Below are 24280 nucleotides of genomic sequence, written 5' to 3'. Positions count from 1 at the left end.
CTGATGCCACGAACGTGGGTGCAGCGGCGCCTTTACAAATAGGCGAGAATGTCATGGCCGAACCGGCACCGGACGTGTTGCAGCGTTCCGACGATCAAAAAATCCCAATCAAGTCTGGAAAAAAGCGTTGGCGGCCCCAATGGAGTGCTGGTGTGGCGCTGATCCCGGCAATGACAATCACGATTGTCTGCTTTTACGGGTTTATCATTTGGACGTTCATCATCTCTCTGACCCGTTCCCGGCTTTTACCTGTCTATAAATTCACCGGTTTTGATCAGTATGTCCGCCTGTTTGCCAATGAACGCTGGTGGACGGCGATGCAGAATCTGGCGATTCACGGGTTCTTGTTTATCGGCGGCTGTGTTGTTTTTGGCTATTTGCTGGCAATCCTGATTGATCGCGGGGTCAAGGCAGAGGGAATGTTTCGAACCCTCTTTATGCTGCCGCTTTCGATGTCGTTCATTGTCACCGGTGTTATTTGGCAATGGGTGATGAACCCGGGACTTGGCCTGCAAGAAGCCGTGCGTGCCCTTGGCTGGGCCAGTTTCGAATTTAACTGGATCGTGCGGCCTGACAGATCGATTTACACGCTGGCAATTGCCGGAATCTGGCAGCAGGTCGGGCTTTGCATGGCGTTGTTTTTGGCCGGTCTTCGCAATATTGATCCCAATATCTGGAAGGCATCGCGCGTCGATGGCATTCCGGTATGGCGGGTTTATCTGCATATCATCACGCCGATGATGCGCACTGTTTTCTTCACGGTCTTTATTCTGATGAGTGCGATTGTGATGAAGGCGTTTGATCTTGTTGTCGCGCTGACCGGTGGCGGGCCGGGCTTTTCATCGGATTTGCCGGCACGTTTTGTGGTTGATCATATCCTGAACCGTCAGGAACTTGGTCTGGGGGCGGCTGGTGCGTTTGTCTTGCTGTGCACCGTGATTGCCGTGATTTCCCCGTATATCTATTTCGAGCTCAAAAAAGAGCGCGGCGGGCGGGGGCATTGATCATGCGATACAATCGATGGGCCCTTTACGGATTGCTATGCCTGGCAGCCATCATGATCATGGCCCCGGTTTTCATCATGATTTCAACATCACTGAAATCAATGGATGAAATCAGGAATGGCAGCATCTTTACCCTGCCAGCCGACCCGAGCTTTGCGGCCTGGAGCAAAGCCTGGCTTGGCGACTGCACCCAGACACTTGGCAAGAAATGCGGCGGGTTATCATCTTCGTTCATGACCTCGGTCCAGATTGTCATCCCGGCCCTTATCCTGTCTGTCGGGCTGGGTGCGGTGACGGGATATTCGCTGGCGGTATGGAAAATGAAGGGGGCGAATGTGATGTTTGCAGCCCTTCTGGTCGGGATGTTCATTCCACCGCAGGTCACGCTTTATCCGCTGATCATCATGATCCGCGAACTGGGGATCTTCGGGTCCATTCCGGGGCTTATTTTGGTGCATGTCATCTGGGGTGTTGCCTTTACCACGATGATGTTCCGCAACTTTTTCAAAACCGTTCCGCAGGATCTGTTGAAAGCGGCCCGCATTGACGGGGCCGGGTTCTGGGCATTGTTCTGGCATGTGATGTTGCCATTGTCGCTGCCGATCCTTGGTGTCGCGATGATTTTGCAGTTCACCTACATCTGGAACGACTTCCTGTTGGGCCTGACCTTTGGCGGGCGTTCGGGCCAGCCGATGACGGTGGCACTGAATAACCTTGTCGGCTCTCAGTTCGGCGAGAAGGAATACAATGTTGATATGGCTGCAACCATGCTGACGGCCTTGCCCACGCTTGCGGTTTATCTGCTTTCCGGGCGGCTGTTTGTACGCGGCATTGCCGCAGGTGCAGTGAAAGGATAACGGGAATGAATGGCGTCGAACTTCGCGATGTGACCAAGGCCTATGCCGGGATCACGGTGATGGAAAACATCAATCTGGAAATTTCTGACGGAGATTTCCTGGTGCTGTTGGGGCCATCGGGGTGCGGCAAATCGACATTGCTGAACATGATTGCCGGACTTGAACCCGTGACCGGTGGATCCATTGATATCAATGGCCGCGATGTTACCGCACTTGAACCGGACGAACGCGATATCGCGATGGTGTTTCAGTCCTATGCGCTGTATCCGACGATGTCGGTGCGCAAGAATATCGGCTTTGGCCTTAAGATGGCGGGAATGCCAAAGCCCGATATTGAAGAACGTGTGAAAGAAGTTGCCGAACTTCTGCAGATCACGCCGCTTCTCGATCGCAAGCCATCCCAGCTTTCTGGCGGGCAACAGCAACGCGTTGCGATTGGGCGCGCTCTTGTGCGCGAGCCGGCGGTTTTCCTGTTTGATGAACCGCTATCGAACCTTGATGCCAAGCTGCGTGCAGATATGCGGATCGAGCTTAAACGTCTGCACGAGCGTCTGGGTCGAACGATTGTCTATGTCACCCACGATCAGATCGAGGCGATGACACTGGCAACCAAGGTTGTCGTGCTTGATCGGGGCAGCGTCCAGCAGGCCGATACCCCGGAAAATGTGTATCGCCGCCCGGCAAACCGCTTTGTCGCCAGTTTTGTCGGTGCACCGACAATGAATTTCGTTGATGGAACACTGGTGCGCGAAGGCGATCAGATGTTTTTCGATACTGGCAAAGGCAAATTGCCACTGGTTGATGTGCCTGCCCAGGCAAATGAAATGGTTGGGCGTCCGATGACACTCGGCGCGCGGCCGGAACATTTGATGTTTGATGATGCCGGGATTTCGGCGCGCGTCGTGCTGGCAGAGCCGACAGGCCCCGATCAGTATGTCCGTCTTGCCGTTGCCGGTGCGGAAATGACGGCGCGAAGCGGCCCGGAACAGGCATTCAAGCCGGGGGCCGATATCGGGATCGTGATTGATGGTGCGCGGATGTCGCTTTTTGATTTGGAAAACGGACAGGCACTTTTGGAAGGCTGAGTTTGGTCATTTGCCTTCCTGCGAATTGAAAAATGGCGGGGCCGTAATGTCCCGCCATTTTGTTTACTTGATCATCATTGGTTCGGGCAGCGAGCTATCGGAAAACAGCGGATAACGTGCGCGTGCATTGGGTAATTGATAGTGCCACCATTCGTGATCGTAATATTCAAACCCGGCACTGACCATGATGCCAAGCAGCAGGAAACGGTTGGCTTCTGCCTGTTTGGAGATCAAATCAGACCCGTGATAGGACCGGATATGCATTTCATCAAACCCTGCCCCCATATCCAGTTCCTTGCCGTTTTGATCAATCAGGGTTAGATCAATGGCCACACCACGACCATGTGGCGATCCGAAATCCGGGTTGGCGACGAAATCGGGGTTGGGCGAATGGTTCCAAAGGGCACGTTGTGCTTCTTGCGGACGAAACGCATCAAGAATGCGCAATTTCACCCCCTGACGGCGCGCCATGGCAGAGGCCTTTTTCAGGCATTTGGCAGCATCGGCATGAAGGTAGCAGGCAGGTCGTGAATAAATCGGTGCCCCGGTGAAATTGCGATCCGTGGCATAGACGATATCAATTTCGACATCATATTCTTGTGGCGTAATTTCGACCAGCGCCATCGCCGGAGGCCCCCTGTTCTTGTCGTTCACCGATTACATAAAGAAAATGCTGACTGGACAGTCGCGCACATCAGATGGCGCCGACCATAGCGCATCAGAAGCCGCAAAGACAAAGACGGAAAAGTCCGGACCGACGATTTTGGCGATTGATACCGCCTCAACGTCGCTGTCGACGGCCGTTCTGATTGATGGTGCGGTCAAGGGTGAACTATATGAGGATATGGAACGGGGTCAGGCCGAACATCTGATGGGGTTCATCGCCAAAAGTCTCGAAATCGCAAAAGTCGATTTTTCTGACATTGACGGGATTGCCGTAACCGTTGGTCCTGGTGCCTTTACCGGCATGCGGATTGGTCTTTCAACCGCGCGCGCCCTTGGTCTGGCGCGCAAGATCCCGGTGGTTGGTGTCAGTTCGCTTGAAGCCGTTGCCTATGGCGTGTCCGAGCGTGACCAGCAGGGACGCAATATCCTTGTTGCCCTTGATAGCAAACGAAACGAGATCTTTGCCCAGGCCTTTGATGGCAAAAAGCGCCCGCTCAGCACCGCTGAATGTGTCGCACCGCGTCAGGCGCTTATGATGGCGCCGCCCGGTGATACGTTGCTTGCCGGTGATGCCACACCGCGTCTTTTGACGGCGGCGGCCCATGCGCCCGATGCGTTTTATGATTGCACGGCACCGGGCCTTCCGCGGGCGGGCAATGTGGCAAGAATTGCGGCGGAGCGCTGGGAAAGCGGCGAGAATCTTGCCCCGGTGCCACTTTACTTGCGGGCACCCGATGCACGTCGCATTGAAGATCAGGGACCGCAGAAACGGAAATGACACCACCTGATCCCACTGATGTCGGAGACATGGCCGACGGTTCGGACCCGGAAATTGTGCTGGTGCCGCTGACGGCGGCCTTCGCGCCGTTGGCAAGTGCGCTGCATGCACAAGGGTTTGACGATGCGTGGGATGCAGATGCGATCATCCGGCTGCTTGATGTGCTTGGTGCATTTGGCATTCTGGCCTATCGACCTGGCGACACGTCGAAAAATGCCAAGGACCAGCCGCTTGGCTTTGTTCTGATGCAGGCTGTGATGGACGAGGCGGAAATCAATACGATTACGGTCGCCCCCGATGCACGGCGCATGGGGGTGGGGCGTGCATTGCTTGATGCCGTCAAGGAGCGCCTTGAGGCGGCCGGTGTTACCCGTATCTTGTTGGAAGTGGCGGTCGATAATGACGGCGCGATCGCGCTTTATCGTCAGAACGGCTTTTCCGAGATCGGGCGTCGCAAGCGATACTATTCCCGGCCTGATGGCCTTAAAGTTGATGCACTCGTTCTTGAACGTTTGATCTAGGCTTGGGACCGAGAAGATTTTCCCGATGCGAAGTGCCCGCCTGAGCCATCAAAGAAAGTTTGGTTTCCCAACATGGTCTTAGGCAATTTGGAGCAATTTTAATCCATTATATCCACATAAATAGTGTGGTTTTGAGCGCCAACCTGTTGTAGTGTAAGCCTGCATTGGAACTTCTAGTTTCACGATCCCTTGCGGATTGTAAGCCGGTAGATTCCCGGTGTATCAGCGATTTCGACCAGTTCGATGACTTCATCGCCCATCTCGGTTACGGAGCGCGGAACGTTTTTTAACGGTTCACCGTTGCTAAGTGTAACTTCAAGAACCTGGCCCGGTGTCATGGTTTCAAGTTTGAGACGGGTGCGCACAAACGTCATCGGGCAGACGTCCGTGGTGATGTCTATTTTCTGGTCCGGGGTTGCGGTGGCCATGCGGTCTCCTGCCTTGATGCGTGACTTTGAAGTAGCGTCCTTCATCGCGGGTGGCAAGTGGGCACGAGAATGCCGATATGATTGTGATCGCAGGTGGTTAATACCAGCGATTTACAGGAAGCGGATTTTATCGCGAATTCAACCTTGCGATATGTGGCGGATTTTTCAATATTGAGCCACAAGAGATCGACGCCAGAGACACGTCTCGGCTGGGGACAGGTGGAACCGGAAACGGAAACGAGAAACAAGACAATGCTTGCAGAATCAACTATCGAGCAGAAATGCATCGACGCGGGCCTGAAAATGACGGGCCAACGCCGGGTGATTGCCCGTGTGCTCTCTGAGTCCGAAGACCACCCGGACGTCGAACTGGTTTATCGTCGGGCCACTGACATTGATCCAAAGATTTCGATTGCGACCGTGTATCGCACTGTCCGCCTGTTCGAAGAGGCAGATATCCTTGAAAAACACGATTTCGGCGACGGTCGCGCGCGTTACGAGGAACTGACCGAAGAGCATCATGATCACCTGATCGACATGCGCTCAGGCGACGTGATCGAGTTTTCGAACGAAAAAATCGAAAAGCTTCAGGAAGAGATCGCCATCGAACTGGGCTATCGCCTGGTCGGCCATCGACTTGAGCTTTATGGTGTTCCTTTGAAAGACGGCAAGTAAATCTGCCGCTCAGGGGTGCATTGGACTTCCGGTTATCAAGGCCACTTGCTGTAACAGGCAAGTGGCCTTCATAATTTTGTTACCTGTTCTTCACAAAGCCTTCACTCGCTCTTCACCCAATTCTTGCGCAAAATCCGTGCAGTTGAACGAAAGGGTGTTGTCATGCGTGACGAAAAAGGGCTTCAACGGCTTGAGGTTCGCCTTGCCGAGAATCAGGACGAAATTCTCGCCAGTCAGAAGCTTCGCTATAAAGTGTTCTATGAAGAGCGCGGCGCCAAACCAAGCGACGAAATGGCTGCCGAAAAGCGCGACTTTGATCACTATGATCCCCTGTGCGACCATCTTCTTGTTCTGGATCACAGCCGCGGAAGCGGGGCCGACGGGGTTGTTGGCACCTATCGCCTGCTGCGCCAGTCGGTTGCCAACGAACATGGCGGCTTTTACAGCGCGGATGAATACCACATCGAAAGCATGCTTAATGCGGTAAAGGAAACCGGCGAAATCATGGAACTTGGCCGTTCCTGTGTTGAGGCCGAATACCGCACCATGCCGACCTTGCAGCTCTTGTGGCAGGGGATCGCGGCCTATGTTTTCAAATACGACATCAAACTGATGTTTGGCTGTGCATCGTTCCACGGTACCGATCCGGATGCCTTCAAGGATGTTCTGACCTATCTGCATCACAATCACCTTGCCCCCGAAGACATGCGCCCGCGCGCGATTGAAGATCGATACGAGCCGATGATGCGTGCCGAGATCAATGGCATTGACCAGCGTCAGGCGCTGCGCGATCTGCCGCCACTGATCAAGGGCTATCTGCGTCTGGGTGGCTTTGTCGGCGATGGGGCGGTGATTGATCATCAGTTCAACACCACGGATATCTGCATCGTGTTGCCGACTGAAAAGGTGACGGATCGCTATTACAAGCATTACGAACGCACCGCGAGGGTATCGTGAACTGCTATGTGTGTGCTGCCATTCGCCTGACGGCCTATGCGCTTCTGACACTGGTTTTGTTGCCGGTGCAGATCGTCGCAATTGCCGGCCGGTTGAAGCTGGCTGAAGAATTGCCGCGTTTCTATCACGCCCTTTGCCTGCGCATCCTGCATATCGAAGTTCGGGTTTCGGGCGTTGATATGATGGACGGGCCGGGCGTTATCGTTGCCAACCACGCGTCCTATCTTGATATCCCGGTTCTGGGCGCACTGACCCGTGGCAGCTTTATCGCCAAGACCGAAGTTGCCAACTGGCCGGTTGTCGGTTTGCTTGCCAAACTTTCCCGCACGACCTTTATCGAACGCCGTGCGGCCCGATCGCGCGAACAGAACGATCAACTGAGCGCACGTCTGGGCAATGGTGACAAGCTGATCCTGTTCCCGGAAGGGACAAGCAACGATGGCAACCGTGTGTTGCCGTTCAAATCAACTTTGTTTGCCGCGGCTGAGCGGGTGATGCCGGATGGATCGCCGGTCAAATTCCAGCCGATTTCGATTGCCGCCACCCGTCTTGACGGGGCGCCGATTGGCCGTGATTTGCGGGCGTTTTATTCCTGGTACGGGGATATGGACTTGGTGCCGCATTTGTGGCAGTTTCTCGCGCTTGGTAAGGTGACGGTCGAGATTGTTGTCCATTCACCCGTGACGCTGGCAGATGCAGCCGGATCACGCAAGGAACTTGCCCGGATGTGTGAAGCCCGCGTTGCCCAGGGACATCAGGCAGCTTTGCGTGGCCTGCATCAGGGTGTGCCGGTTCAGTTGATTGACAGCGATCTGTCGGGCGAGCTGATTGGTTTTTCGCCGCTTGCGATCATTTCGGAAGATTTTCGCCTGTTTGGTCCGGATCGACAGTTCGGCTCCTGATCGTTTTGCCGTATAATATACCGGTTGATGTGAAATTCGGTTTCATCTGACCGGGATTTCAGATAACGAGATGTCCGACGGGTTCCGTTCACCGATTGTCCGGAACCCAAGCGCGGTGTGAGCGATCACACCGCTTTTCGGCGTTTTGAGAGAGCGAAACGGATCTGGCGTGACAGAAGCGAAGAAACTTTTTGTAAAAACCTATGGCTGTCAGATGAATGTCTATGACAGTCAGCGCATGCAGGATGTTCTGGCGCCGCTGGGCTACCAGTCGGTCGACAGTGCCGAGGGGGCCGATATGGTCATCCTCAATACCTGCCACATTCGCGAAAAGGCTGCCGAAAAAGTATTTTCGGATCTGGGGCGCGTGCGTAAGCACAAGGAAGCCAAAGAAGCCAATGGCGGCGACAAGATGATTGTCGCGGTGGCGGGTTGTGTTGCGCAGGCCGAAGGTGCTGAACTGATGAAGCGCGAACCCATGGTTGACATGGTGTTTGGTCCGCAGACCTATCATCGACTGCCGGAAATGGTCGCGCGTGCCAATCGAGCGGTTGGCCGCAATCGCATCGTTGATACAGACTTCCCGGCTGAGGAAAAGTTTGATCATCTGCCGCAGCAGGTTTCCAAGCAGGGCTATTCCGCGTTTCTTGCCATTCAGGAAGGCTGTGACAAGTTCTGCACGTTCTGCGTGGTGCCCTATACCCGCGGTGCTGAATATTCGCGGCCCGGTGCCGATGTTATCCGCGAAGCCAAGCAGCTTGTCGCGCAAGGCACACGTGAACTGACCCTTTTGGGGCAGAATGTGAATGCCTATCACGGCGAAGCACCCAATGGTGGTGAATGGACGCTTGGTCGGTTGTTGCGTGAGCTGGCCGAAATCGACGGGTTGGATCGCATTCGCTACACCACGTCGCATCCGCGCGATGTTGATGAGGATCTGATTTCCGCCCATCGCGATCTCAAGAAACTGATGCCGTTCCTGCATTTGCCGGTTCAGGCCGGCGGTGACCGCGTTTTGCAGGCGATGAACCGCAAACACACCAACGCGGATTATCGTGATATCGCCAACCGGCTGAAGGATGCCTGCCCGGACCTTGCCCTGTCTTCGGACTTTATCGTCGGTTTCCCCGGCGAATCTGACAAGGATTTCGAAGACACGATGGAAATCGTGCGCGACATCACCTTCATTCAGGCGTTTAGCTTCAAATACAGTCCGCGCCCGGGCACTCCGGCATCGGCGATGGAACTGCAGGTACCTGAAAAAGTCAAAACCGAACGGATCATGCGTTTGCAGGCGCTGCTGGCCGAACAGCAACTGGTGTTTAACCAGAATAGTGTCGGCAAGGAGATGGATGTTCTTTTGGAACGTCATGGCAAGTATGAAGGCCAGCTTGTCGGCAAAAGCCCCTATATGCAGCCGGTTCATGTCAGCGGTTTGCCCGAATCAGCGCTTGGACAGATCTTGCGCTTGAAAATAACCGAAGCGCTGCCTAATTCCCTTGGCGGCGAACTGGTCGACGCCACCCGAAACGACCAGAATTCTGAAAGGAACGTTGCGTGAGCGGCACCCCCACAAAAAGCAAGACCAACACCAAAACCAAACACGCCCCAAAGGATTCCGATCAGATCGAGTTTCAGGACAACGCGCTTGCTCAGGTTTTGTATGGCCCGCAGGCCGAAAACCTGACGCGTCTGTCTGAGCGCACCGGTGTTCAGGTTTCCAGCCGCGGACTTGTGGTGATGCTGGCCGGTGATCCGGCCAAGGTCGCACAGGCCAAAAAGGTTCTGGCCCAGCTGTATGCGCGTCTGCGTGACAAGGAAATAGATCATGTCGATGTCGAAACGGTGGATGGTGCGGTGCGCCTTTCCGAACCGGACGATGCTGATCCCTGGAGTGGCCAGACCAAGGATATGTTTGGCGGTTCGCGCCTGACCATTCAAACCAAGAAACGCCGTATTTCCCCGCGTTCCAAGCGCCAGAAGGATTATGTCGAAGCGATCCTTGATAATGAGCTGATTTTTGGTATCGGTCCGGCTGGTACCGGCAAGACCTATCTTGCGGTCGCCATGGCGGTGCAGGCGTTTATTCTGGGTCAGGTTGATCGCATTATCCTGTCGCGTCCGGCGGTCGAAGCCGGTGAACGCCTTGGTTTCTTGCCCGGTGATCTGAAAGACAAGGTCGACCCCTATCTGCGTCCGCTTTATGACGCATTGCATGACACGCTTCCGGGTGATGTCGTGATCAAGCGCATGGAAAGCGGCGAGATTGAAGTCGCCCCGCTGGCCTTTATGCGTGGTCGAACCCTGTCGCATGCTTTTGTCATTCTGGATGAAGCACAGAACACCACCCCGATGCAGATGAAAATGTTCCTGACCCGTCTGGGTGAAGGTTCGCGCATGGTGGTGACGGGTGACATGACCCAGATCGATTTGCCGGATGGCACCAAGTCGGGTTTGCGTGATGCGCTTGAAACCATTGGCGATGTCAAAGGGGTTGCCACCGTCAAGTTTGATCAGCGCGACGTGGTGCGCCATCACCTTGTGACCAAGATTGTCCAGGCCTATGACGCGGCGGATGCCCTGCGTGATCGCCTTAAAAAAGGTTATCGCGGTGGCAAGGACAGCACTGGCAAGGACGCAGGCGATGACGGCACCGCTTGATCTGGACCTTGAAGTCGAAGCAGGTGACTGGCAACGCGACGAGATCGCGGCCATCGAAGCGGCAGTGATAGCGGCCCTTGACGGCGCGCTTTCTGACGGAGCCCTTTGGGATGAAAATGCGGTGCCGACTGATGGGACCGAAGACGAAGGCGACGGGGCGTCGCTTTTGTCGGTTGCGCCGGTGATTGAAATTGGTGTGCGGCTATCCGATGATGCTTCGGTTCGGATATTGAACCGTGATTATCGGGAAAAAGATAAACCGACCAATGTGTTGTCCTTTGCTGCTCTTGAAAGTGCTGAGGATGCCGAGGCCTTTATGATGGCACCTGATATGCCGTTGATGCTGGGTGATATCGTCATTGCGCGTGAAACATGCGCCCGCGAAGCCATAGAACAGCAAAAGACTTTGAAAAATCATCTGGTTCATCTTGCAGTTCATGGCACGCTGCATCTTGTCGGTTACGATCATATGGTTGATGATGAAGCCGAAGAGATGGAAGACCTTGAACGCCAAATTCTTGCCGGACTTGGGATTGATGATCCCTATGCGCCGATTGAAGATGAGCCTAATTAGATAACGGTTTGTTTGAATTAAAGGATGTCGAAACCGACCCATGAACGACTCTAGTCAACGCGACGACGACCACGAGAGTATGCGCCCTCGCACAGGCGAGGATACACTTCAGGAAGCTGATGATAGCGGCTCCTTATGGGATAATGTGGCCTCTGCTCTGGGGCTTAAGCGTGGCAAGTCACGCAATGGCGAAGCTTCGCTGAGTGATACGCTCGAAGAACTCGCCGAGCGAACCGAAGAAGATGACGAGCCGGTCTCGCTGCACGAACGTTCCCTTTTTGAAAACATTATTGCCCTTCGCGACATGACGGCAGAGGACGTCATGATTCCGCGCGCCGATATTGTCGCTGTTCCCAAGGATATCGAGTTGCAGGAACTGGTCGATGTGATGGTCAAGAAGGCCCATTCGCGTTTGCCGGTTTATGGCGACACCCTCGATGATATTGCTGGCATGGTTCATATCAAGGATGTGCTGGGCTGTGTTGCTGCCGGTCGGGAATTCAGCCTGCAGTCATTGCTGCGCCGGGTATTGTTCGTATCACCGGCCATTCGCGTTCTGGATCTGTTGTCGGAAATGCGATTGTCGCGCACGCACATGGCGCTGGTGGTTGATGAGTTCGGCGGGATCGATGGTCTGATCACCATCGAGGATCTGGTCGAGGAAATCGTTGGCGAGATTGATGACGAACATGACATCGACCAGACACCCAAACTGATCCGTCTTTCGGACGGGTGCTATATTGCTGACGCCCGGTTTGAGGTCGAAGACCTTGAAGAAAAGCTGTCCTTTGGCTTGCTGGACGAAGATGAGGATGAAGACATCGATACGCTTGGTGGTCTTGTCTTCTCGCTGGCCGGGCGTGTTCCCGCCCGTGGCGAGTTGATCGAACATCCCAGCGGTATTCAGTTCGAAGTCCTTGATGCAGACCCACGGCGCATTCGCCGCTTGCGCATCCACATGATGCGCCGCGACGATCAAACCCCTGCCGAAGGTACGGAAACGCAGGAAAAAGCGGATGATTGAAGCCACGGCGCGCCGACTGGCCGGTCTTTCGGGCTGGCGCAGGCGTTTTGTCTGGTTGTTATCCGGGGCGGTGGCGGTTCTTGCTCTGCCGCCCTTCTTTATCATCCCTGTTTTGCCGGTTTGCTTTGCAGTTCTTCTGTGGAGTCTTGAGGGCGTTCGTTGCAACAAGGGGGCGCTTTCTGCCGGCTGGTGGTTTGGCACCGGCCATTTCGCCGCAGGCTTTTACTGGGTGAGCCATGCCTTTCTGGTCCAGCCGGAAATTTATGGCTGGATGATCCCGTTTGCCCTTTTGGGGCTTGGTGGTGGCCTTGCAATTTTCCCCATGTTGGCCGTCTGGGCAAGCTGGCGTCTGGGTGATGGTCTTGTCAGCCGGGCCGTGTTGCTCGCGGTGTTCTGGTCCGTGGTGGAATATCTGCGTGGTCATGTGTTGACCGGCTTTCCCTGGAACCTTTTGGGTCATATCTGGGCGATTGATGCGGCACCGATGCAGTTTGCCTCGGTGGTGGGGATTTATGGCCTGTCCTTTTTTACGGCCCTGTTTGCAACCTTGCCTGCGGCCTTTGTTGTCGGGAAGCATGGCAAGTTGGCAGCAATTGGCGGTGTGATGATTGCGGTCGCATTGTGGGGTGGGGGTGCGGTGCGCCTGATGATGGTCGGGCCGGATACATCGAATGTCGCACTATCAGATTTGCCCGCAGATGTGCCGATCTTGCAGATTGTGCAACCCAATATTGCCCAGCGTGAAAAATGGCGCCCGGAACTGCAAAACCAGCACTTTTCGTTGCTGCTTGATATGTCGAGAAGGCCCGAAAACCTGCGTCCTGATCAAAAGCGCATCGTGATATGGCCGGAAACGGCTGCGACCTTTTTTGTCGAAACCCAGACACAAGCCCGCATGGAAATGGCCGAAATTCTTGGGCCAAATGATATCCTGATTACCGGTGCACCACGAACCTATCCGCGCGATACCGATGAATACAAGGTCTGGAACGCCATTCAGGTGATTGATGCCAGCGGCGATGTTGTCGCAAGCTTTGACAAGTTTCATCTGGTGCCATTCGGGGAATATGTGCCGTTCCGTTCAATCCTGCCCTTCCCCAAGCTGACCGAAGGGCGGACCGATTTTTCTTCCGGACCTGGGCCTCAGACGCTGTCAGTTAACGGCATGCCAAGCTTTTCGCCGCTTATTTGTTATGAAGTGATCTTTCCCGGCGCGGTAATTGATGGCGCCGATCAGCCCGACTGGTTGTTAAATGTTACCAATGACGGGTGGTTTGGCGACAGTGCAGGCCCATATCAACATATGGCAGCAGCCCGTTTTAGAACTCTTGAGGAAGGTCGTCCGTTGGTCAGGGCAGCCTATACAGGGGTATCGGCGGTGTTCGATGCTTATGGGCGCGTGGCTTCAGACCTACCCTTGGGGGAGAGGGCTATCCTTGTGTACCCCCTTTTGAGTGATAAAAACCATACAACAGTATATTATTTGTGGCGTGACTTGCTATTTTACGGTATTGTTTCCTTCTTTGCCGTTCTCGCTATGGGATATAAACGCATACCGAAATCCCTCTAGGCGGCTGGAAAATTTGCCAAACCGTCCGGAAATTGTCCCACAAAATCACGGATGGATAGGTCGGAGTGAAAGAAGGAACAACCTTAAATGTCGCCTAAGGATGAAAACACGATGGTAAAGAACACACGCGGTCGGGGTCGTGGCCGGACTGCAAGTGGGGCCCCAAATCCTGTCGATATTCACGTTGGTGCTCGTGTTCGCCTGCGCAGGACACTTCTTGGCATGAGCCAGGAAAAACTTGGCGAAGCAATTGGCCTGACGTTCCAGCAAGTACAGAAATACGAACGTGGTGCCAACCGTGTTGGTGCATCGCGTCTGTACGATCTGTCCCGCGTCCTTGATGTGCCCGTATCATTTTTCTTCGATGACATGCCTGACGAGATTTCATCGAAATCGGTGCATGAACGTCGTGAAATGTCTGAAAGCCCGGACCCGTTTGACAACGACCCGATGAACCGTCGTGAAACGCTCGAACTGGTGCGTGCCTATTACCGGATTACCGATCCGAACCAGCGCAAGAAAATCTTTGAACTCGTCAAATCGATGGGTGCATTGCAGGCTGCTGATTCCGATCAGAAGTAACCAGTTTGGCCGGAATATTTCGGCTCAGGACGTGATTCGCCTTAGGTGAATCACGTCTTTGTCTTTTCTGCGCAACCGGCCCTGAAGCAAACTATTTCGGGTTACGGTTTTGCGGCAATGATGCTTGACCTTCATAGAACGATCAGGCACAAGCGACAGGACAGTTCGCACAAGAACTGATCAATGTGGACGGATTTGGACCGCTTGCCACCACACAAAAAAAGGCTAAGTGGGCGCTATCGATACAGTCCTTGTATCGGGAGCCCTCCGGTCCAGTTTTGGAAACCCATTACCGGAGAAGGTCTTATATGTCTCTTTCCGATTATCTATTTACCAGTGAATCTGTTTCGGAAGGTCATCCGGACAAAGTCTGTGACCGCATTTCCGATTCCATCGTTGATGCTTTTCTTGCTGCGGATGAAGATTCGCGCGTTGCCGTCGAAACCCTTGCCACCACCAACCGTGTGGTCCTGGCAGGCGAAGTACGTGGCCCTGAAAGCGTGACCAAAGACGTCATGATCGAAAAAGCCCGCCAGGCTATTCGTGACATCGGTTATGAGCAGGAAGGCTTCCACTGGAAGACGGCCGAAATCGAGTGCCACGTGCATGAACAGTCTGTAGACATCGCACAGGGTGTCGATTCTGCTGGTGAAAAAGACCTTGGCGCAGGTGACCAGGGCATCATGTTTGGTTACGCGTGTAACGAAACCGATGAACTGATGCCGGCACCGATCCAGTTTTCACATCGTATTTTGCGCGCTATGGCTGCTGACCGCCACTCCGGCAAGGTTCCGCAGTTCGGCCCGGATGCCAAAAGCCAGGTGACGCTCCGCTACGCGGCTGGCAAACCGGTTGCAGCGACCTCGGTCGTTGTGTCGACCCAGCATGCTGATGGTTTGTCGCAGCGCGATGTTCACGAGCTGGTCATGCCCTATATCGAAGCAGCCCTTCCGCAAGGTTGGATGCCGCCGGCTGATGAAATCTACATCAACCCGACGGGGCGTTTCGTGATTGGTGGTCCTGATGGTGATGCCGGCCTTACGGGTCGTAAGATCATCGTTGACACCTATGGTGGTGCGGCCCCGCATGGTGGTGGCGCGTTTTCGGGCAAAGATCCGACCAAGGTTGACCGTTCGGCTGCATATGCGGCGCGCTATCTTGCGAAGAACGTTGTTGCGGCCGGCCTTGCCGAAAAATGCACCATTCAGCTTGCCTATGCGATTGGCGTGTCCAAGCCGCTCGCGCTTTACGTTAACAACCATGAAACTGGCAATGTTGACGAACTGAAGCTCGGCGATGTTTTGCGTCAGCTGATGGATCTCAGCCCGCGTGGTATTCGTGAGCATCTTTCACTTTGCCGTCCGATCTACACGCCGTCTTCTGCTTATGGCCACTTTGGCCGTCAGCCGACTGACGATGGTGGCTTCTCTTGGGAACGCACTGATCTGGTCGGTGACCTGAAATCGGCATTCGGTGCCTGATTGGCGAAAAGTGCGCTAAAAAGTGCGATTTGCCAAAATTGCATGACGTGATATGAGGCGGGCGGCCCGGAAAACTCGGGCCGCCCGTTTTGATTTTCAAACGACCCGACCCGTAATTCCGACCCTGATCGACAGAAACGACCATGCGCAACAAAGACCGCCCGATTCCGACCGCTGATCGACCGAATTTCTATGGCCGTCGCGGCAGCCGTCCGCTCAAGGAGTCTCGCAAGGCCCTTGTGGATGCGATGCTGCCTGAAATCGGTATCACCTATCCGGATCAGGATGGGGTCGATCCCAACAGCTATTTCGGCGCAAAGCCCGACCAGCTTTGGCTTGAGATCGGCTTTGGTGGCGGAGAGCATCTGGCCGGTCAGGCAGAAGCAAAGCCTGAAGTCGGGATCATCGGAGCCGAACCGTTTATGGACGGGGTTGGTAGCCTGCTGCGCCATCTTGATGAGAGAAATCTGAGCAATGTGCGTGTGATTGCCGATGATTCGCGCCCGCTGCTCTATAAGCTCGTCGATGCCTGTTTTGATCGGGCCTTTTTGCTGTTTCCCGATCCGTGGCCAAAGAAACGTCACGCGGAACGCCGCTTTATCGGACCCAAGAACCTGGCATTGCTTGCCCGCCTTCTGAAAGATGGCGCGGAGTTCCGGGTTGCCAGCGATGATATGCAGTATATTTCCTGGACCTTGCAGCATATGCACAACCATCCCGATTTTGAATGGTTGGCCGACGGCCCGGAAGACTGGCGCACGCCGCCAAGCGATTGGGTAAAAACCCGGTATGAGCAAAAGGCGCTGCGTCAGGGCAAGAAGTGCACTTATCTGCGATTCCACCGCAAGCCGCGCCAGTCGTAAGGCTCTTTTGGGAAGGCAGGTCATGTCCCTGTGTCGGGAGTCGCTTGGTCTGATGACCTTTTTCGCCCGGATCAGACAGGATCAGGGCTGTGCTGCGATTCCAGCATATCGCAGGTGCGTCGACTTTATTGTTTGATGAAGATATGGTGTGAGAGCAGCTCATTGGGGTTTGGCAAAGAACTGTGCTGAAAACGCAATCGTGTGCGGTGTGTCACAGAAGCGGAAAACCAAGGCACTGCAGGCGTTTGCCGGTTTGGCGGCAAGCGTCCCGGTTTCGTCGGATTTGTTTCCTGCTCATGGCAGAAGACTGGTGATGGTACCCCGTTTGCGGATACGCGCGGAATCCTTGGGTTGAATGCCGTTGTGTGCCGGTATCCTCACTTGATTTCTGCGCAAACCGGCTGTATAAAGCCGCCAAGCTTTTTGTAAATTCTGACAAAGAGTGGGCCTTGCGCCCGCTCTTTTGTGCTTTTTGGGGTATGGCATCGCTTTATGGCTGAGCTGATTGGACAACAGTTGAAAGACCCGTTGATGGCGAAAATCGCTGAGATTATCGAGCCGTCAATCAACGCGCTGGGCTTTGAACTGGTTCGGGTTTCGATGACAGGTCAGGATCACAATATCCTGCAGATCATGGCGGATCGTCCGGATGCCAAAGGCAGCATCAATGTTGAAGATTGCGCCGAGATCAGCCGTACCGTTTCCGCCCTTATGGATGTCGAGGATCCGATTTCGGGTGCCTATCACCTTGAAGTCAGTTCCCCGGGTATCGACCGCCCGCTGACCCGTGCCACGCATTTTGACGCGTGGAAGGGATTCGAGGCAAAGGTCGAACTGGTGATGGCTGTTAATGGCCGTCGCCGTTTCAGCGGTCTGCTGGATGGGATTGAAGATAATGCGGTCGCCCTGATTGTGGATGGCGAACGTGTCTTGTTGCCGTTGGCCGATATCGCAAAAGCGAAATTGGTGCTGACAGATGAATTGATCGCGCACGTCACCGGTGATCGCCGGACTGACGATAACGCAGAATAGAGGTTGGATATGGAAGCAACTTCGGGAATGCCGCGGCCGGAACTTTTGCAGGTCGCAGATGCCGTTGCCCGTGAAAAGGGCATTGATCGTGACGAGGTTCTCGGTGCTATGGAACAGGCCATCCAGAAGGCTGGCCGTTCCAGATATGGCCATGAACACGACATTCGTGCCCATATCGACCGTAAAACCGGCGAGATCAAACTCGCCCGTTACATCGAAGTCACCGATGAAATCGAAAACGATTTCACCCAGATGTCGCTCGAACAGGCACGTATCCGTGACGAGAACATCAATCTTGGTGAATTCCTGGTTGATCCGCTGCCGCCGATTGATTTTGGCCGTATCGCTGCCCAGACCGCAAAGCAGGTCATCGTGCAGAAAGTGCGCGATGCAGAGCGCGAACGCCAGTTCGAGGAATACAAGGACCGCGCGGACGAAGTCATCAACGGTGTCGTCAAACGTGTCGAGTTTGGCAACGTTCTTGTTGATATCGGTCGTGCCGAAGCCATTCTGCGCCGTGAAGAACTGATCCCGCGCGAAACCGTTCGTCAGGGTGACCGGGTGCGTGCCCTGATCCTTGATGTGCGTCGTGAACAGCGTGGCCCGCAGATCTTCCTGTCGCGTACCCACCCGACCTTCATGGCAAAACTGTTTGCCCAGGAAGTTCCGGAAATTTACGACGGCATCATCGAAATCAAGTCCGTTGCCCGTGATCCGGGTTCGCGCGCGAAAATCTCGGTTCTGTCTTCGGACAACTCGATTGACCCGGTTGGCGCCTGCGTCGGTATGCGCGGTTCGCGTGTTCAGGCCGTTGTTGCCGAACTTCAGGGTGAAAAAATCGACATCATTCAGTGGTCGGAAGATCCGGCGACCTTTGTTGTGAATGCTCTGGCCCCGGCCGAAGTCACCAAGGTTGTTATTGATGAAGAAACCAACCGTATCGAAGTCGTCGTTCCGGACGATCAGCTGAGCCTTGCCATTGGCCGCCGTGGTCAGAACGTACGTCTGGCTTCCCAGCTGACTGGTTGGGATATCGACATTCTGACCGAGGAAGACGAAAGCGAACGTCGTCAGGAAGAAGCACGCAAGCGTGCGGAAATGTTCATCAAGGCCCTTGATGTTGACGAAGTTATCGCCCATCTCCTCGTGGCCGAAGGCTTCACCTCGATCGAGGAAGTCGGTTATGTACCGCTGGCAGAACTGGCCGAGATCGAAGGTTTCGAAGAGGAAATCGCCGAAGAACTGCGCAACCGCGCACGTACCTTCCTTTCCGAAGAGGCAGAGCGTCTTCAGAAGCGTCGTGAAGAGCTCAAGGTTGCCGATGATCTGGTAGAATTCCCGGGTCTGTCGCTGGCTGTTGTTGTTCGCCTTGGCGAAAACGATGTCAAAAACCTTGAAGACTTTGCTGATCTCGCCAGTGACGAGCTGATCGAATATGTCGGGGATGCTGATACCATGACCATGGATCAGGCCAACGACATGATCATGGAAGCCCGTCGCAAGCTTGGCTGGTTCGATGGTCTTGAAGAAGAGACCGAAGAAACTGCTGAAGGCGAAGAGGCTTAAGCCTGATCGGAGGATGCCATGTCGCATCGTAAAGGCGGCAAGGTAGCCGAGGTTCCGGAACGCCGGTGCATTGTCACCGGCGAAGTCCGGAACAAGGAAGATCTTCTCAGGGTTGTAATCGGGCCGGATGGTTCGGTTGTTCCCGACCTTGAGGAACGGCTGCCGGGACGGGGATTATGGTTGTGCCCGTCGCGGGATGTGATAAATACCGCCTGTGCAAAGAACGCCTTTGCCCGGGCGGCCCGGCAAAAAGTCGTGGTCGACACCGCACTTGCAGACCGGATCGAAGAATTGCTGACGCGCAAATGTATCGATCTGTTGTCGCTGGCGCGACGTGCCGGACAGGCTGTTGCAGGATTTGAAAAGGCCCGTGCCCAGATTGCCGAGGGCGCAGCCTTGATATTGGCGGCACGCGATGGTGCCGCAGACGGAAAATCCAAGATCGAGGCCAAGGCCCGGGATCTGCCGATTTATTCCGTTCTGGATGCTGCTGAAATCGGCGCGGCTTTTGGTCGCGAAAAAGCAGTACATGTGGCCGTTGCGCCAGGAGGCCTTGCCAAGCGGTTGGGTCTTTCGTGCAAGCGGCTTGAAGGATTTCGCGCTGTCTGAAATCAGACCAGCGCCAGACGGACAGGACAGGATCGGCAGATGTGCCCGATCCCGCAGGAAATGAGGAAGTTGGACGGATTATGAGTGATCGCGAACAGGAGAAGAAACCGCTGAGCCTCAACAGATCGAAGCTTGAATTGAGCAAGACGATCGAGGCCGGGCAGGTTCGCCAGAACTTCTCGCATGGACGGTCAAAATCTGTGACCGTCGAAGTGCGCAAGAAGCGTACATTCGAAAAGAACGAATCCGGTCGCTTCCGTGAAGTGAAGAAGGATCTCGTTGAAGAGCAGGCACCGGCAGCAGAAAAGTCGGAGCCGGAAGTCAAGAAAGAGCCGGTTGAAGAGCCGAAATCGCGTCAGACCGTTGATGATCACGGTAACCTGACCGATAGCGAACGTGCTGCCCGTATGGCTGCTTTGAAGGCTGCTGAAGAGCGCCGCAAGCAGGAAGAAGCGGACGCCGAAGTTCGTGCGCGTGAAGAAGCTGCACGCAAGGCTGAGGAAGACGCCCGCAAGGCAGAAGAGGCAAAATCCAAGGCGGCTGAAGAAGCCAAACAGGATGAAGCACCGGCTGCGTCCAAAGGCGACTCCCCGTCTGTAGAAGAGGTCGAACAGCAGCTTGCAGCGTCGACCGCCAAGGGCAAGACCTCCAAGCCGAAACCGGCTGGAAAACCGAAGGCAGAAGAAAACGTCATGCAGGGTGAACCGGCAGAGCCGCTGGTCCCCGAGGAACGTCGTCGTGCTGCCCCGGCTGACGCCAAGTCCAAAAGCCGCAAGGAAATTGACGAGGAAAACGCTCGTGTGGCCGCGCGCAAGCGCGCCGAAGAAGAGGCCGGCCGTGCAGCGCGCGGCAAGGGCGACGATGGCCGTCGTCGTGGCAAGCTTTCGATCAATAATGCAATGAGCGGTGACGAAGGTGGTCGCCGTCGTTCCATGGCATCGATCAAGCGCCAGCAGGCCAAAGCAAAAGCGCGCGCCCAAGGCCCGCAGAAACCAAAGGAAAAAGTCGTGCGTGATGTGGTTATCCCGGACGTTATTACTGTCCAGGAACTCGCCAACCGTATGGCTGAACGTGCGGCAGACGTTATCAAGACCCTGATGAGCATGGGCGTTATGGCGACCATCAACCAGAGCCTTGATCCTGACACCGCACAGCTTGTGGTCGAAGAATTTGGTCACAATATGCGCCGTGTTTCCGACGCCGACGTTGAAGAAGCACTGGTCAGTGCCGATGACAATGAAGCACAGCTGGTTGGTCGTCCGCCGGTTGTGACCGTCATGGGCCACGTTGACCATGGTAAAACCTCGTTGCTTGATGCCCTGCGTTCTACCGACGTGGCTGGCGGCGAAGCTGGTGGTATTACCCAGCATATCGGTGCCTATCAGGTCACCATGGCAACAGGTTCGAAAATCACCTTTATCGATACCCCGGGCCACGCCGCATTTACCGAAATGCGTTCGCGCGGTGCACAGGTTACCGATATCGTGGTTCTGGTTGTTGCAGCCGATGACTCGGTCATGCCGCAAACCATCGAGGCAATCAACCACGCCAAGGCTGCCGACGTTCCGATGATCATTGCGATCAACAAGATCGACAAGCCGGGCGCGAATGCCAACAAGGTGAAAACCGAACTGCTTCAGCATGAAGTTGTGGTCGAAGAGATGGGCGGTGACGTTCAGGCGGTTGAAGTTTCCGCCAAACAGCGTCTCGGCCTGACCGAACTGGAAGAAGCCATCCTGCTGCAGTCCGAGGTGCTTGATCTTAAAGCCAACCCGGAACGTGTTGCTGATGGTGTTGTTGTCGAAGCCCGCATGGAAAAAGGCCGCGGTCCGGTCGCAACCGTTCTGGTTCAGCGCGGCACGCTGCGCACTGGTGATATTTTTGTCACCGGCCCGGAATGGGGTCGTGTCCGTGCCCTGATCGATGATCACGGCAACCGCGTTGCCGAAGCCATCCCGGGTATGCCGGTCGAGGTGACTGGTTTGAACGGTGTTCCGTCTGCCGGTGATGACTTCGTGGTTGTTGAAAACGAAGCCAAGGCGCGAGAAGTTTCCGACTTCCGTCAGCGCCGTATTCGTGAAACCCAGGCAGCTGCGATGAAGAAATCCGCGCTCGAGAACATGTTCTCGCAGAGCGGTGAAGTCAAAGAACTCCCGATCGTCATCAAGGGCGACGTGCAGGGTTCTGTCGAAGCCCTTATCGGCACCTTGCAGAAGCTTGGTAACGAGGAAGTCTCGGTCCGCGTTCTGCATAGTGGCGTGGGTGGTATCAATGAATCCGACGTGACGCTGGCGCGGGCATCGAATGCCCTGATCATCGGCTTTAACGTGCGTGCCAACCAGCAGGCCCGTGAACAGTCGCGCCGTGACAACGTTGATATTCGTTACTATTCGATCATCTACGATGTTGCTGATGACATCAAAAAGATGCTGTCGGGTATGCTTTCCCCGGAAGTTCGCGAGAAATTCCTGGGTTACGCAGAAATCCGCGACATCTTCACCATCTCTGGCAACAAGATTGCCGGTTGCATGGTCACCGAGGGTATCGTCAAACGGGGTGCCGGTGTACGCCTGCTGCGCGACGACGTCGTTATTCACTCTGGCGAACTTTCGACGCTCCGTCGCTTCAAGGACGAAGTCAAGGAAGTCCGCGAGGGGTATGAGTGCGGTATGTCGTTTGCCAAATACAACGATATCCAGGCTGGTGATGTCATCGAGTGCTTCGAGAACGAGGAAATTGCCGTCGAACTGTAAGACGGTGAGGAACTGAAATGGCGAAGCAACCGGCGAAAGCACCAAGTCAGCGACAGCTCCGTGTGGCGGAAGAAATCCGTCATGCGCTGTCGCAGGCATTGGAGCGCGGAGACATTTACGATCCGGAACTGACCCGGCGCCCGGTAACCATCACGGGTGTCAATCTTTCCCCGGATATGCGCAATGCAATGGTATCCTTCACCCCGCTTGGCGGCGGGGAAGCGGAAACGTCGATGAAGGCGTTGATGCGTCAGAAAGGACACCTGCGCAATCATGTGGCCCACACGGTTCATATGAAATACGTGCCTGCATTGCGATTTGTCGAAGACAAGAGTTTTGATGTCGCTGACCATATGGGTGCCCTCCTTCGCGACCCGCATGTCGCGCAGGATCTTGTGGATGACCGGTCGGGTGACCCGGAAGATGAGGACGACTGATGGCGCGTCGCCGTCGCGGTAAAAGCATTAATGGCTGGCTGGCGGTCGACAAGCCCCTGGAGATCACGTCATCGACTGTGGTCAATCAGGTGCGTCGTTTGCTGGATGCCAACAAGGCCGGACATGGCGGGACGCTTGACCCGCTGGCGTCTGGTGTTCTGCCGATTGCCTTTGGCGAAGCAACCAAAACGGTTGCCTATGTCATGGATGGCAGCAAGAGTTATCGCGTAACGTTGAAATTCGGCGAAGCGCGCAGTACGGATGATGCCGAAGGCGAGGTGATTGAAACCTCTGAGCATCGTCCGACTGAAGACGATATAAAGGCCGTGCTGGGTGAATTCATCGGTGAAATCCAGCAAGTGCCGCCAAAGTTTTCGGCGATCAAGGTCAATGGCAAGCGTGCCTATGATCTTGCGCGCCGCGATGAAGATGTGGTGTTGCAGCCACGTCCGATTCTGATCAAGGATCTTCGACTGGTCGACATGCCAGATCGCGATCACGCCGTGCTCGACGTTGTGTCGGGCAAAGGTGCGTATATGCGATCTTTGGCGCGCGATATCGCGCTGCGCCTTGGCACTGTCGGCTATATCGCCGCGCTGCGCCGGACATCGGCGGGGCCATTTTCGGAAGGGAACGCCATTCCCCTGCAGGATCTGCTGGATATGGACCCCGAAGAGGTGATGAAGAAACTGCTTCCGGTTGAGACCGCGCTGGACGACATCCCGGCGCTGGCCCTGACCGAAGTCGAGGCGCAACGCCTTTCCTCTGGCCAGCCTGTCGGGCTTTTGCCGGTGGCAAAGCGCAATGCCCTTGAAAACCCAGTCGTGCAGGACGAAATCGTCTGTGCCATGCTCGATGACCGCGCGGTAGCGTTGGCTGAGATCAATGGTGGCGAAATTCGACCTGTGCGTGTTTTTAATCTCTAAAGGCGAAAGGATGCCTGATGTCGATTACTGCTGAACGCAAAGCTGAGCTGATCAAGGAATACGCTCAGAAAGACGGTGACACCGGTTCCCCCGAAGTCCAGGTTGCTATCCTGACCGAACGGATCAAGAACCTTACCGAGCACATGAAAGAACATAACCACGACTTCCATAGCCGTCGTGGTCTTCTGATGATGGTCGGTCAGCGTCGCCGCCTGCTGAAGTACCTGCAGCGCAAAGACCAGTCGCGTTACGAGAGCGTTATCGAACGCCTCGGTATTCGCCGCTGATATCGAACTGCGGCGGAGGGTGACCTCCGCCGTCGTTTTTTT

At 55.1% G+C, this 24280-nt stretch carries 25 protein-coding genes; 23 read left to right on the top strand and 2 right to left on the bottom strand.

All coding sequences use genetic code 11. From position 1 onward, the window contains the following. Nucleotides 1–53: 53 nt before the first annotated feature. From HED22_RS05015 to HED22_RS05005, 3 genes are read left to right on the top strand one after another with little or no spacing between them, the layout of a single operon-like run. Complete coding sequence (locus tag HED22_RS05015; protein WP_167719773.1) at nt 54–1004, top strand: carbohydrate ABC transporter permease; 951 nt, start codon at nt 54–56, stop codon at nt 1002–1004. A gap of 2 nt (nt 1005–1006) precedes the next feature. After that, nucleotides 1007–1861 carry a carbohydrate ABC transporter permease gene (locus HED22_RS05010; protein WP_167719771.1) on the top strand — a complete coding sequence of 285 codons (855 nt, stop codon included), beginning with the start codon at nt 1007–1009 and terminating at the stop codon, nt 1859–1861. Nucleotides 1862–1866: 5 nt separating this feature from the next. Continuing rightward, complete coding sequence (locus HED22_RS05005; protein ID WP_167719770.1) at nt 1867–2946, top strand: ABC transporter ATP-binding protein; 1080 nt, start codon at nt 1867–1869, stop codon at nt 2944–2946. Nucleotides 2947–3009: 63 nt separating this feature from the next. Here HED22_RS05005 and ddpX read toward each other — a convergent pair whose 3' ends face one another. Next, nucleotides 3010–3570: a D-alanyl-D-alanine dipeptidase gene (ddpX, locus tag HED22_RS05000; protein ID WP_167719768.1), complete on the bottom strand. Its 561-nt coding sequence runs from the start codon at nt 3568–3570 to the stop codon at nt 3010–3012. Between the two features lie 19 nt (nt 3571–3589). Between ddpX and tsaB the strand changes: the two genes are divergently transcribed. Both tsaB and rimI read left to right on the top strand, forming a co-directional pair. Then, on the top strand, nt 3590–4390 hold the full coding sequence (gene tsaB, locus HED22_RS04995) for a tRNA (adenosine(37)-N6)-threonylcarbamoyltransferase complex dimerization subunit type 1 TsaB (protein WP_167719766.1): 801 nt from the start codon (nt 3590–3592) through the stop codon (nt 4388–4390). Beyond that, a complete protein-coding gene (rimI, locus tag HED22_RS04990; protein ID WP_167719764.1) occupies nt 4387–4911 on the top strand; it encodes a ribosomal protein S18-alanine N-acetyltransferase in 525 nt (174 codons plus the stop codon). Before tsaB ends, rimI begins: the two co-directional genes overlap by 4 nt. Nucleotides 4912–5090: 179 nt before the next feature. On the opposite strand, the gene HED22_RS04985 is transcribed toward rimI, so the two are convergent. Next, nucleotides 5091–5339, bottom strand: coding sequence for a sulfurtransferase TusA family protein (locus HED22_RS04985; RefSeq protein WP_167719762.1), 249 nt, complete (start codon nt 5337–5339; stop codon nt 5091–5093). Nucleotides 5340–5591: 252 nt separating this feature from the next. On the opposite strand from HED22_RS04985, the gene HED22_RS04980 reads away from it, so the two are divergent. From HED22_RS04980 to rpsO, 18 genes are all read left to right on the top strand, one after another. Then, nucleotides 5592–6014, top strand: coding sequence for a Fur family transcriptional regulator (locus tag HED22_RS04980; protein WP_167719760.1), 423 nt, complete (start codon nt 5592–5594; stop codon nt 6012–6014). A gap of 162 nt (nt 6015–6176) precedes the next feature. Continuing rightward, complete coding sequence (locus tag HED22_RS04975; RefSeq protein WP_167719758.1) at nt 6177–6971, top strand: GNAT family N-acetyltransferase; 795 nt, start codon at nt 6177–6179, stop codon at nt 6969–6971. Continuing rightward, the gene (locus HED22_RS04970; RefSeq protein ID WP_167719756.1) at nt 6968–7873 is read left to right on the top strand and encodes a lysophospholipid acyltransferase family protein; all 906 of its coding nucleotides are present in this window, start codon (nt 6968–6970) and stop codon (nt 7871–7873) included. Before HED22_RS04975 ends, HED22_RS04970 begins: the two co-directional genes overlap by 4 nt. A gap of 169 nt (nt 7874–8042) precedes the next feature. Next, nucleotides 8043–9434: a tRNA (N6-isopentenyl adenosine(37)-C2)-methylthiotransferase MiaB gene (gene miaB, locus HED22_RS04965; protein WP_167719754.1), complete on the top strand. Its 1392-nt coding sequence runs from the start codon at nt 8043–8045 to the stop codon at nt 9432–9434. Continuing rightward, nucleotides 9431–10534, top strand: a complete 1104-nt coding sequence (locus HED22_RS04960; protein ID WP_167719751.1) for a PhoH family protein — start codon at nt 9431–9433, stop codon at nt 10532–10534. Before miaB ends, HED22_RS04960 begins: the two co-directional genes overlap by 4 nt. Further along, complete coding sequence (gene ybeY, locus HED22_RS04955) at nt 10518–11108, top strand: rRNA maturation RNase YbeY (protein WP_167719749.1); 591 nt, start codon at nt 10518–10520, stop codon at nt 11106–11108. The genes HED22_RS04960 and ybeY overlap by 17 nt, the downstream gene beginning before the upstream one ends. Nucleotides 11109–11187: 79 nt before the next feature. Further along, the gene (locus HED22_RS04950) at nt 11188–12132 is read left to right on the top strand and encodes a hemolysin family protein (protein ID WP_167720391.1); all 945 of its coding nucleotides are present in this window, start codon (nt 11188–11190) and stop codon (nt 12130–12132) included. After that, nucleotides 12125–13702 (top strand): apolipoprotein N-acyltransferase, encoded by a 1578-nt coding sequence (gene lnt / locus HED22_RS04945; protein ID WP_167719747.1) that lies wholly within the window; start codon nt 12125–12127, stop codon nt 13700–13702. Before HED22_RS04950 ends, lnt begins: the two co-directional genes overlap by 8 nt. Nucleotides 13703–13813: 111 nt before the next feature. After that, a complete protein-coding gene (locus HED22_RS04940; RefSeq protein WP_167719745.1) occupies nt 13814–14284 on the top strand; it encodes a helix-turn-helix domain-containing protein in 471 nt (156 codons plus the stop codon). 308 nt (nt 14285–14592) lie between these two features. Continuing rightward, entirely contained in the window at nt 14593–15765 is a 1173-nt protein-coding gene (gene metK, locus HED22_RS04935; protein WP_167719743.1) for a methionine adenosyltransferase, read from the top strand. 143 nt (nt 15766–15908) lie between these two features. Continuing rightward, nucleotides 15909–16628 (top strand): tRNA (guanosine(46)-N(7))-methyltransferase TrmB, encoded by a 720-nt coding sequence (locus HED22_RS04930; RefSeq protein ID WP_167719741.1) that lies wholly within the window; start codon nt 15909–15911, stop codon nt 16626–16628. Nucleotides 16629–17120: 492 nt separating this feature from the next. Then, nucleotides 17121–17660, top strand: coding sequence for a ribosome maturation factor RimP (gene rimP, locus HED22_RS04925; RefSeq protein WP_254869781.1), 540 nt, complete (start codon nt 17121–17123; stop codon nt 17658–17660). 9 nt (nt 17661–17669) lie between these two features. Then, entirely contained in the window at nt 17670–19226 is a 1557-nt protein-coding gene (gene nusA, locus HED22_RS04920; protein WP_062957139.1) for a transcription termination factor NusA, read from the top strand. Nucleotides 19227–19244: 18 nt separating this feature from the next. Continuing rightward, a complete protein-coding gene (locus tag HED22_RS04915) occupies nt 19245–19835 on the top strand; it encodes an RNA-binding protein (RefSeq protein WP_167719739.1) in 591 nt (196 codons plus the stop codon). Between the two features lie 80 nt (nt 19836–19915). Further along, entirely contained in the window at nt 19916–22588 is a 2673-nt protein-coding gene (gene infB / locus HED22_RS04910; protein ID WP_167719737.1) for a translation initiation factor IF-2, read from the top strand. A 17-nt stretch (nt 22589–22605) separates the two neighbouring features. Continuing rightward, entirely contained in the window at nt 22606–23025 is a 420-nt protein-coding gene (rbfA, locus tag HED22_RS04905) for a 30S ribosome-binding factor RbfA (RefSeq protein ID WP_167719735.1), read from the top strand. Continuing rightward, nucleotides 23025–23951, top strand: coding sequence for a tRNA pseudouridine(55) synthase TruB (gene truB, locus HED22_RS04900; protein WP_167719733.1), 927 nt, complete (start codon nt 23025–23027; stop codon nt 23949–23951). The genes rbfA and truB overlap by 1 nt, the downstream gene beginning before the upstream one ends. A 17-nt stretch (nt 23952–23968) precedes the next feature. Further along, nucleotides 23969–24238: a 30S ribosomal protein S15 gene (rpsO, locus tag HED22_RS04895; RefSeq protein WP_062957144.1), complete on the top strand. Its 270-nt coding sequence runs from the start codon at nt 23969–23971 to the stop codon at nt 24236–24238. The last annotated feature ends 42 nt before the right edge of the window (nt 24239–24280 follow it).

Source organism: Thalassospira sp. HF15 (genome assembly GCF_011806525.1).
In the GTDB taxonomy this organism is placed as follows: Bacteria; Pseudomonadota; Alphaproteobacteria; order Rhodospirillales; family Thalassospiraceae; genus Thalassospira.
The sequence above is the reverse complement of the archived record's forward strand: the minus strand, read 5'-3'. Positions and strand labels throughout refer to the sequence as shown.

Bases quoted from the DNA above. Each gene is read 5' to 3' on its own strand.
- HED22_RS05015 (WP_167719773.1), top strand. From the start codon at position 54: ATGGCCGAACCGGCACCGGACGTGTTGCAGCGTTCCGACGATCAAAAA.
- HED22_RS05010 (WP_167719771.1), top strand. From the start codon at position 1,007: ATGCGATACAATCGATGGGCCCTTTACGGATTGCTATGCCTGGCAGCC.
- HED22_RS05005 (WP_167719770.1), top strand. From the start codon at position 1,867: ATGAATGGCGTCGAACTTCGCGATGTGACCAAGGCCTATGCCGGGATC.
- ddpX (WP_167719768.1), bottom strand. From the start codon at position 3,570: ATGGCGCTGGTCGAAATTACGCCACAAGAATATGATGTCGAAATTGAT.
- rimI (WP_167719764.1), top strand. From the start codon at position 4,387: ATGACACCACCTGATCCCACTGATGTCGGAGACATGGCCGACGGTTCG.
- HED22_RS04985 (WP_167719762.1), bottom strand. From the start codon at position 5,339: ATGGCCACCGCAACCCCGGACCAGAAAATAGACATCACCACGGACGTC.
- HED22_RS04980 (WP_167719760.1), top strand. From the start codon at position 5,592: ATGCTTGCAGAATCAACTATCGAGCAGAAATGCATCGACGCGGGCCTG.
- HED22_RS04975 (WP_167719758.1), top strand. From the start codon at position 6,177: ATGCGTGACGAAAAAGGGCTTCAACGGCTTGAGGTTCGCCTTGCCGAG.
- ybeY (WP_167719749.1), top strand. From the start codon at position 10,518: ATGACGGCACCGCTTGATCTGGACCTTGAAGTCGAAGCAGGTGACTGG.
- HED22_RS04950 (WP_167720391.1), top strand. From the start codon at position 11,188: ATGCGCCCTCGCACAGGCGAGGATACACTTCAGGAAGCTGATGATAGC.
- lnt (WP_167719747.1), top strand. From the start codon at position 12,125: ATGATTGAAGCCACGGCGCGCCGACTGGCCGGTCTTTCGGGCTGGCGC.
- HED22_RS04940 (WP_167719745.1), top strand. From the start codon at position 13,814: ATGGTAAAGAACACACGCGGTCGGGGTCGTGGCCGGACTGCAAGTGGG.
- metK (WP_167719743.1), top strand. From the start codon at position 14,593: ATGTCTCTTTCCGATTATCTATTTACCAGTGAATCTGTTTCGGAAGGT.
- HED22_RS04930 (WP_167719741.1), top strand. From the start codon at position 15,909: ATGCGCAACAAAGACCGCCCGATTCCGACCGCTGATCGACCGAATTTC.
- rimP (WP_254869781.1), top strand. From the start codon at position 17,121: ATGGCTGAGCTGATTGGACAACAGTTGAAAGACCCGTTGATGGCGAAA.
- nusA (WP_062957139.1), top strand. From the start codon at position 17,670: ATGGAAGCAACTTCGGGAATGCCGCGGCCGGAACTTTTGCAGGTCGCA.
- HED22_RS04915 (WP_167719739.1), top strand. From the start codon at position 19,245: ATGTCGCATCGTAAAGGCGGCAAGGTAGCCGAGGTTCCGGAACGCCGG.
- infB (WP_167719737.1), top strand. From the start codon at position 19,916: ATGAGTGATCGCGAACAGGAGAAGAAACCGCTGAGCCTCAACAGATCG.
- rbfA (WP_167719735.1), top strand. From the start codon at position 22,606: ATGGCGAAGCAACCGGCGAAAGCACCAAGTCAGCGACAGCTCCGTGTG.
- truB (WP_167719733.1), top strand. From the start codon at position 23,025: ATGGCGCGTCGCCGTCGCGGTAAAAGCATTAATGGCTGGCTGGCGGTC.
- rpsO (WP_062957144.1), top strand. From the start codon at position 23,969: ATGTCGATTACTGCTGAACGCAAAGCTGAGCTGATCAAGGAATACGCT.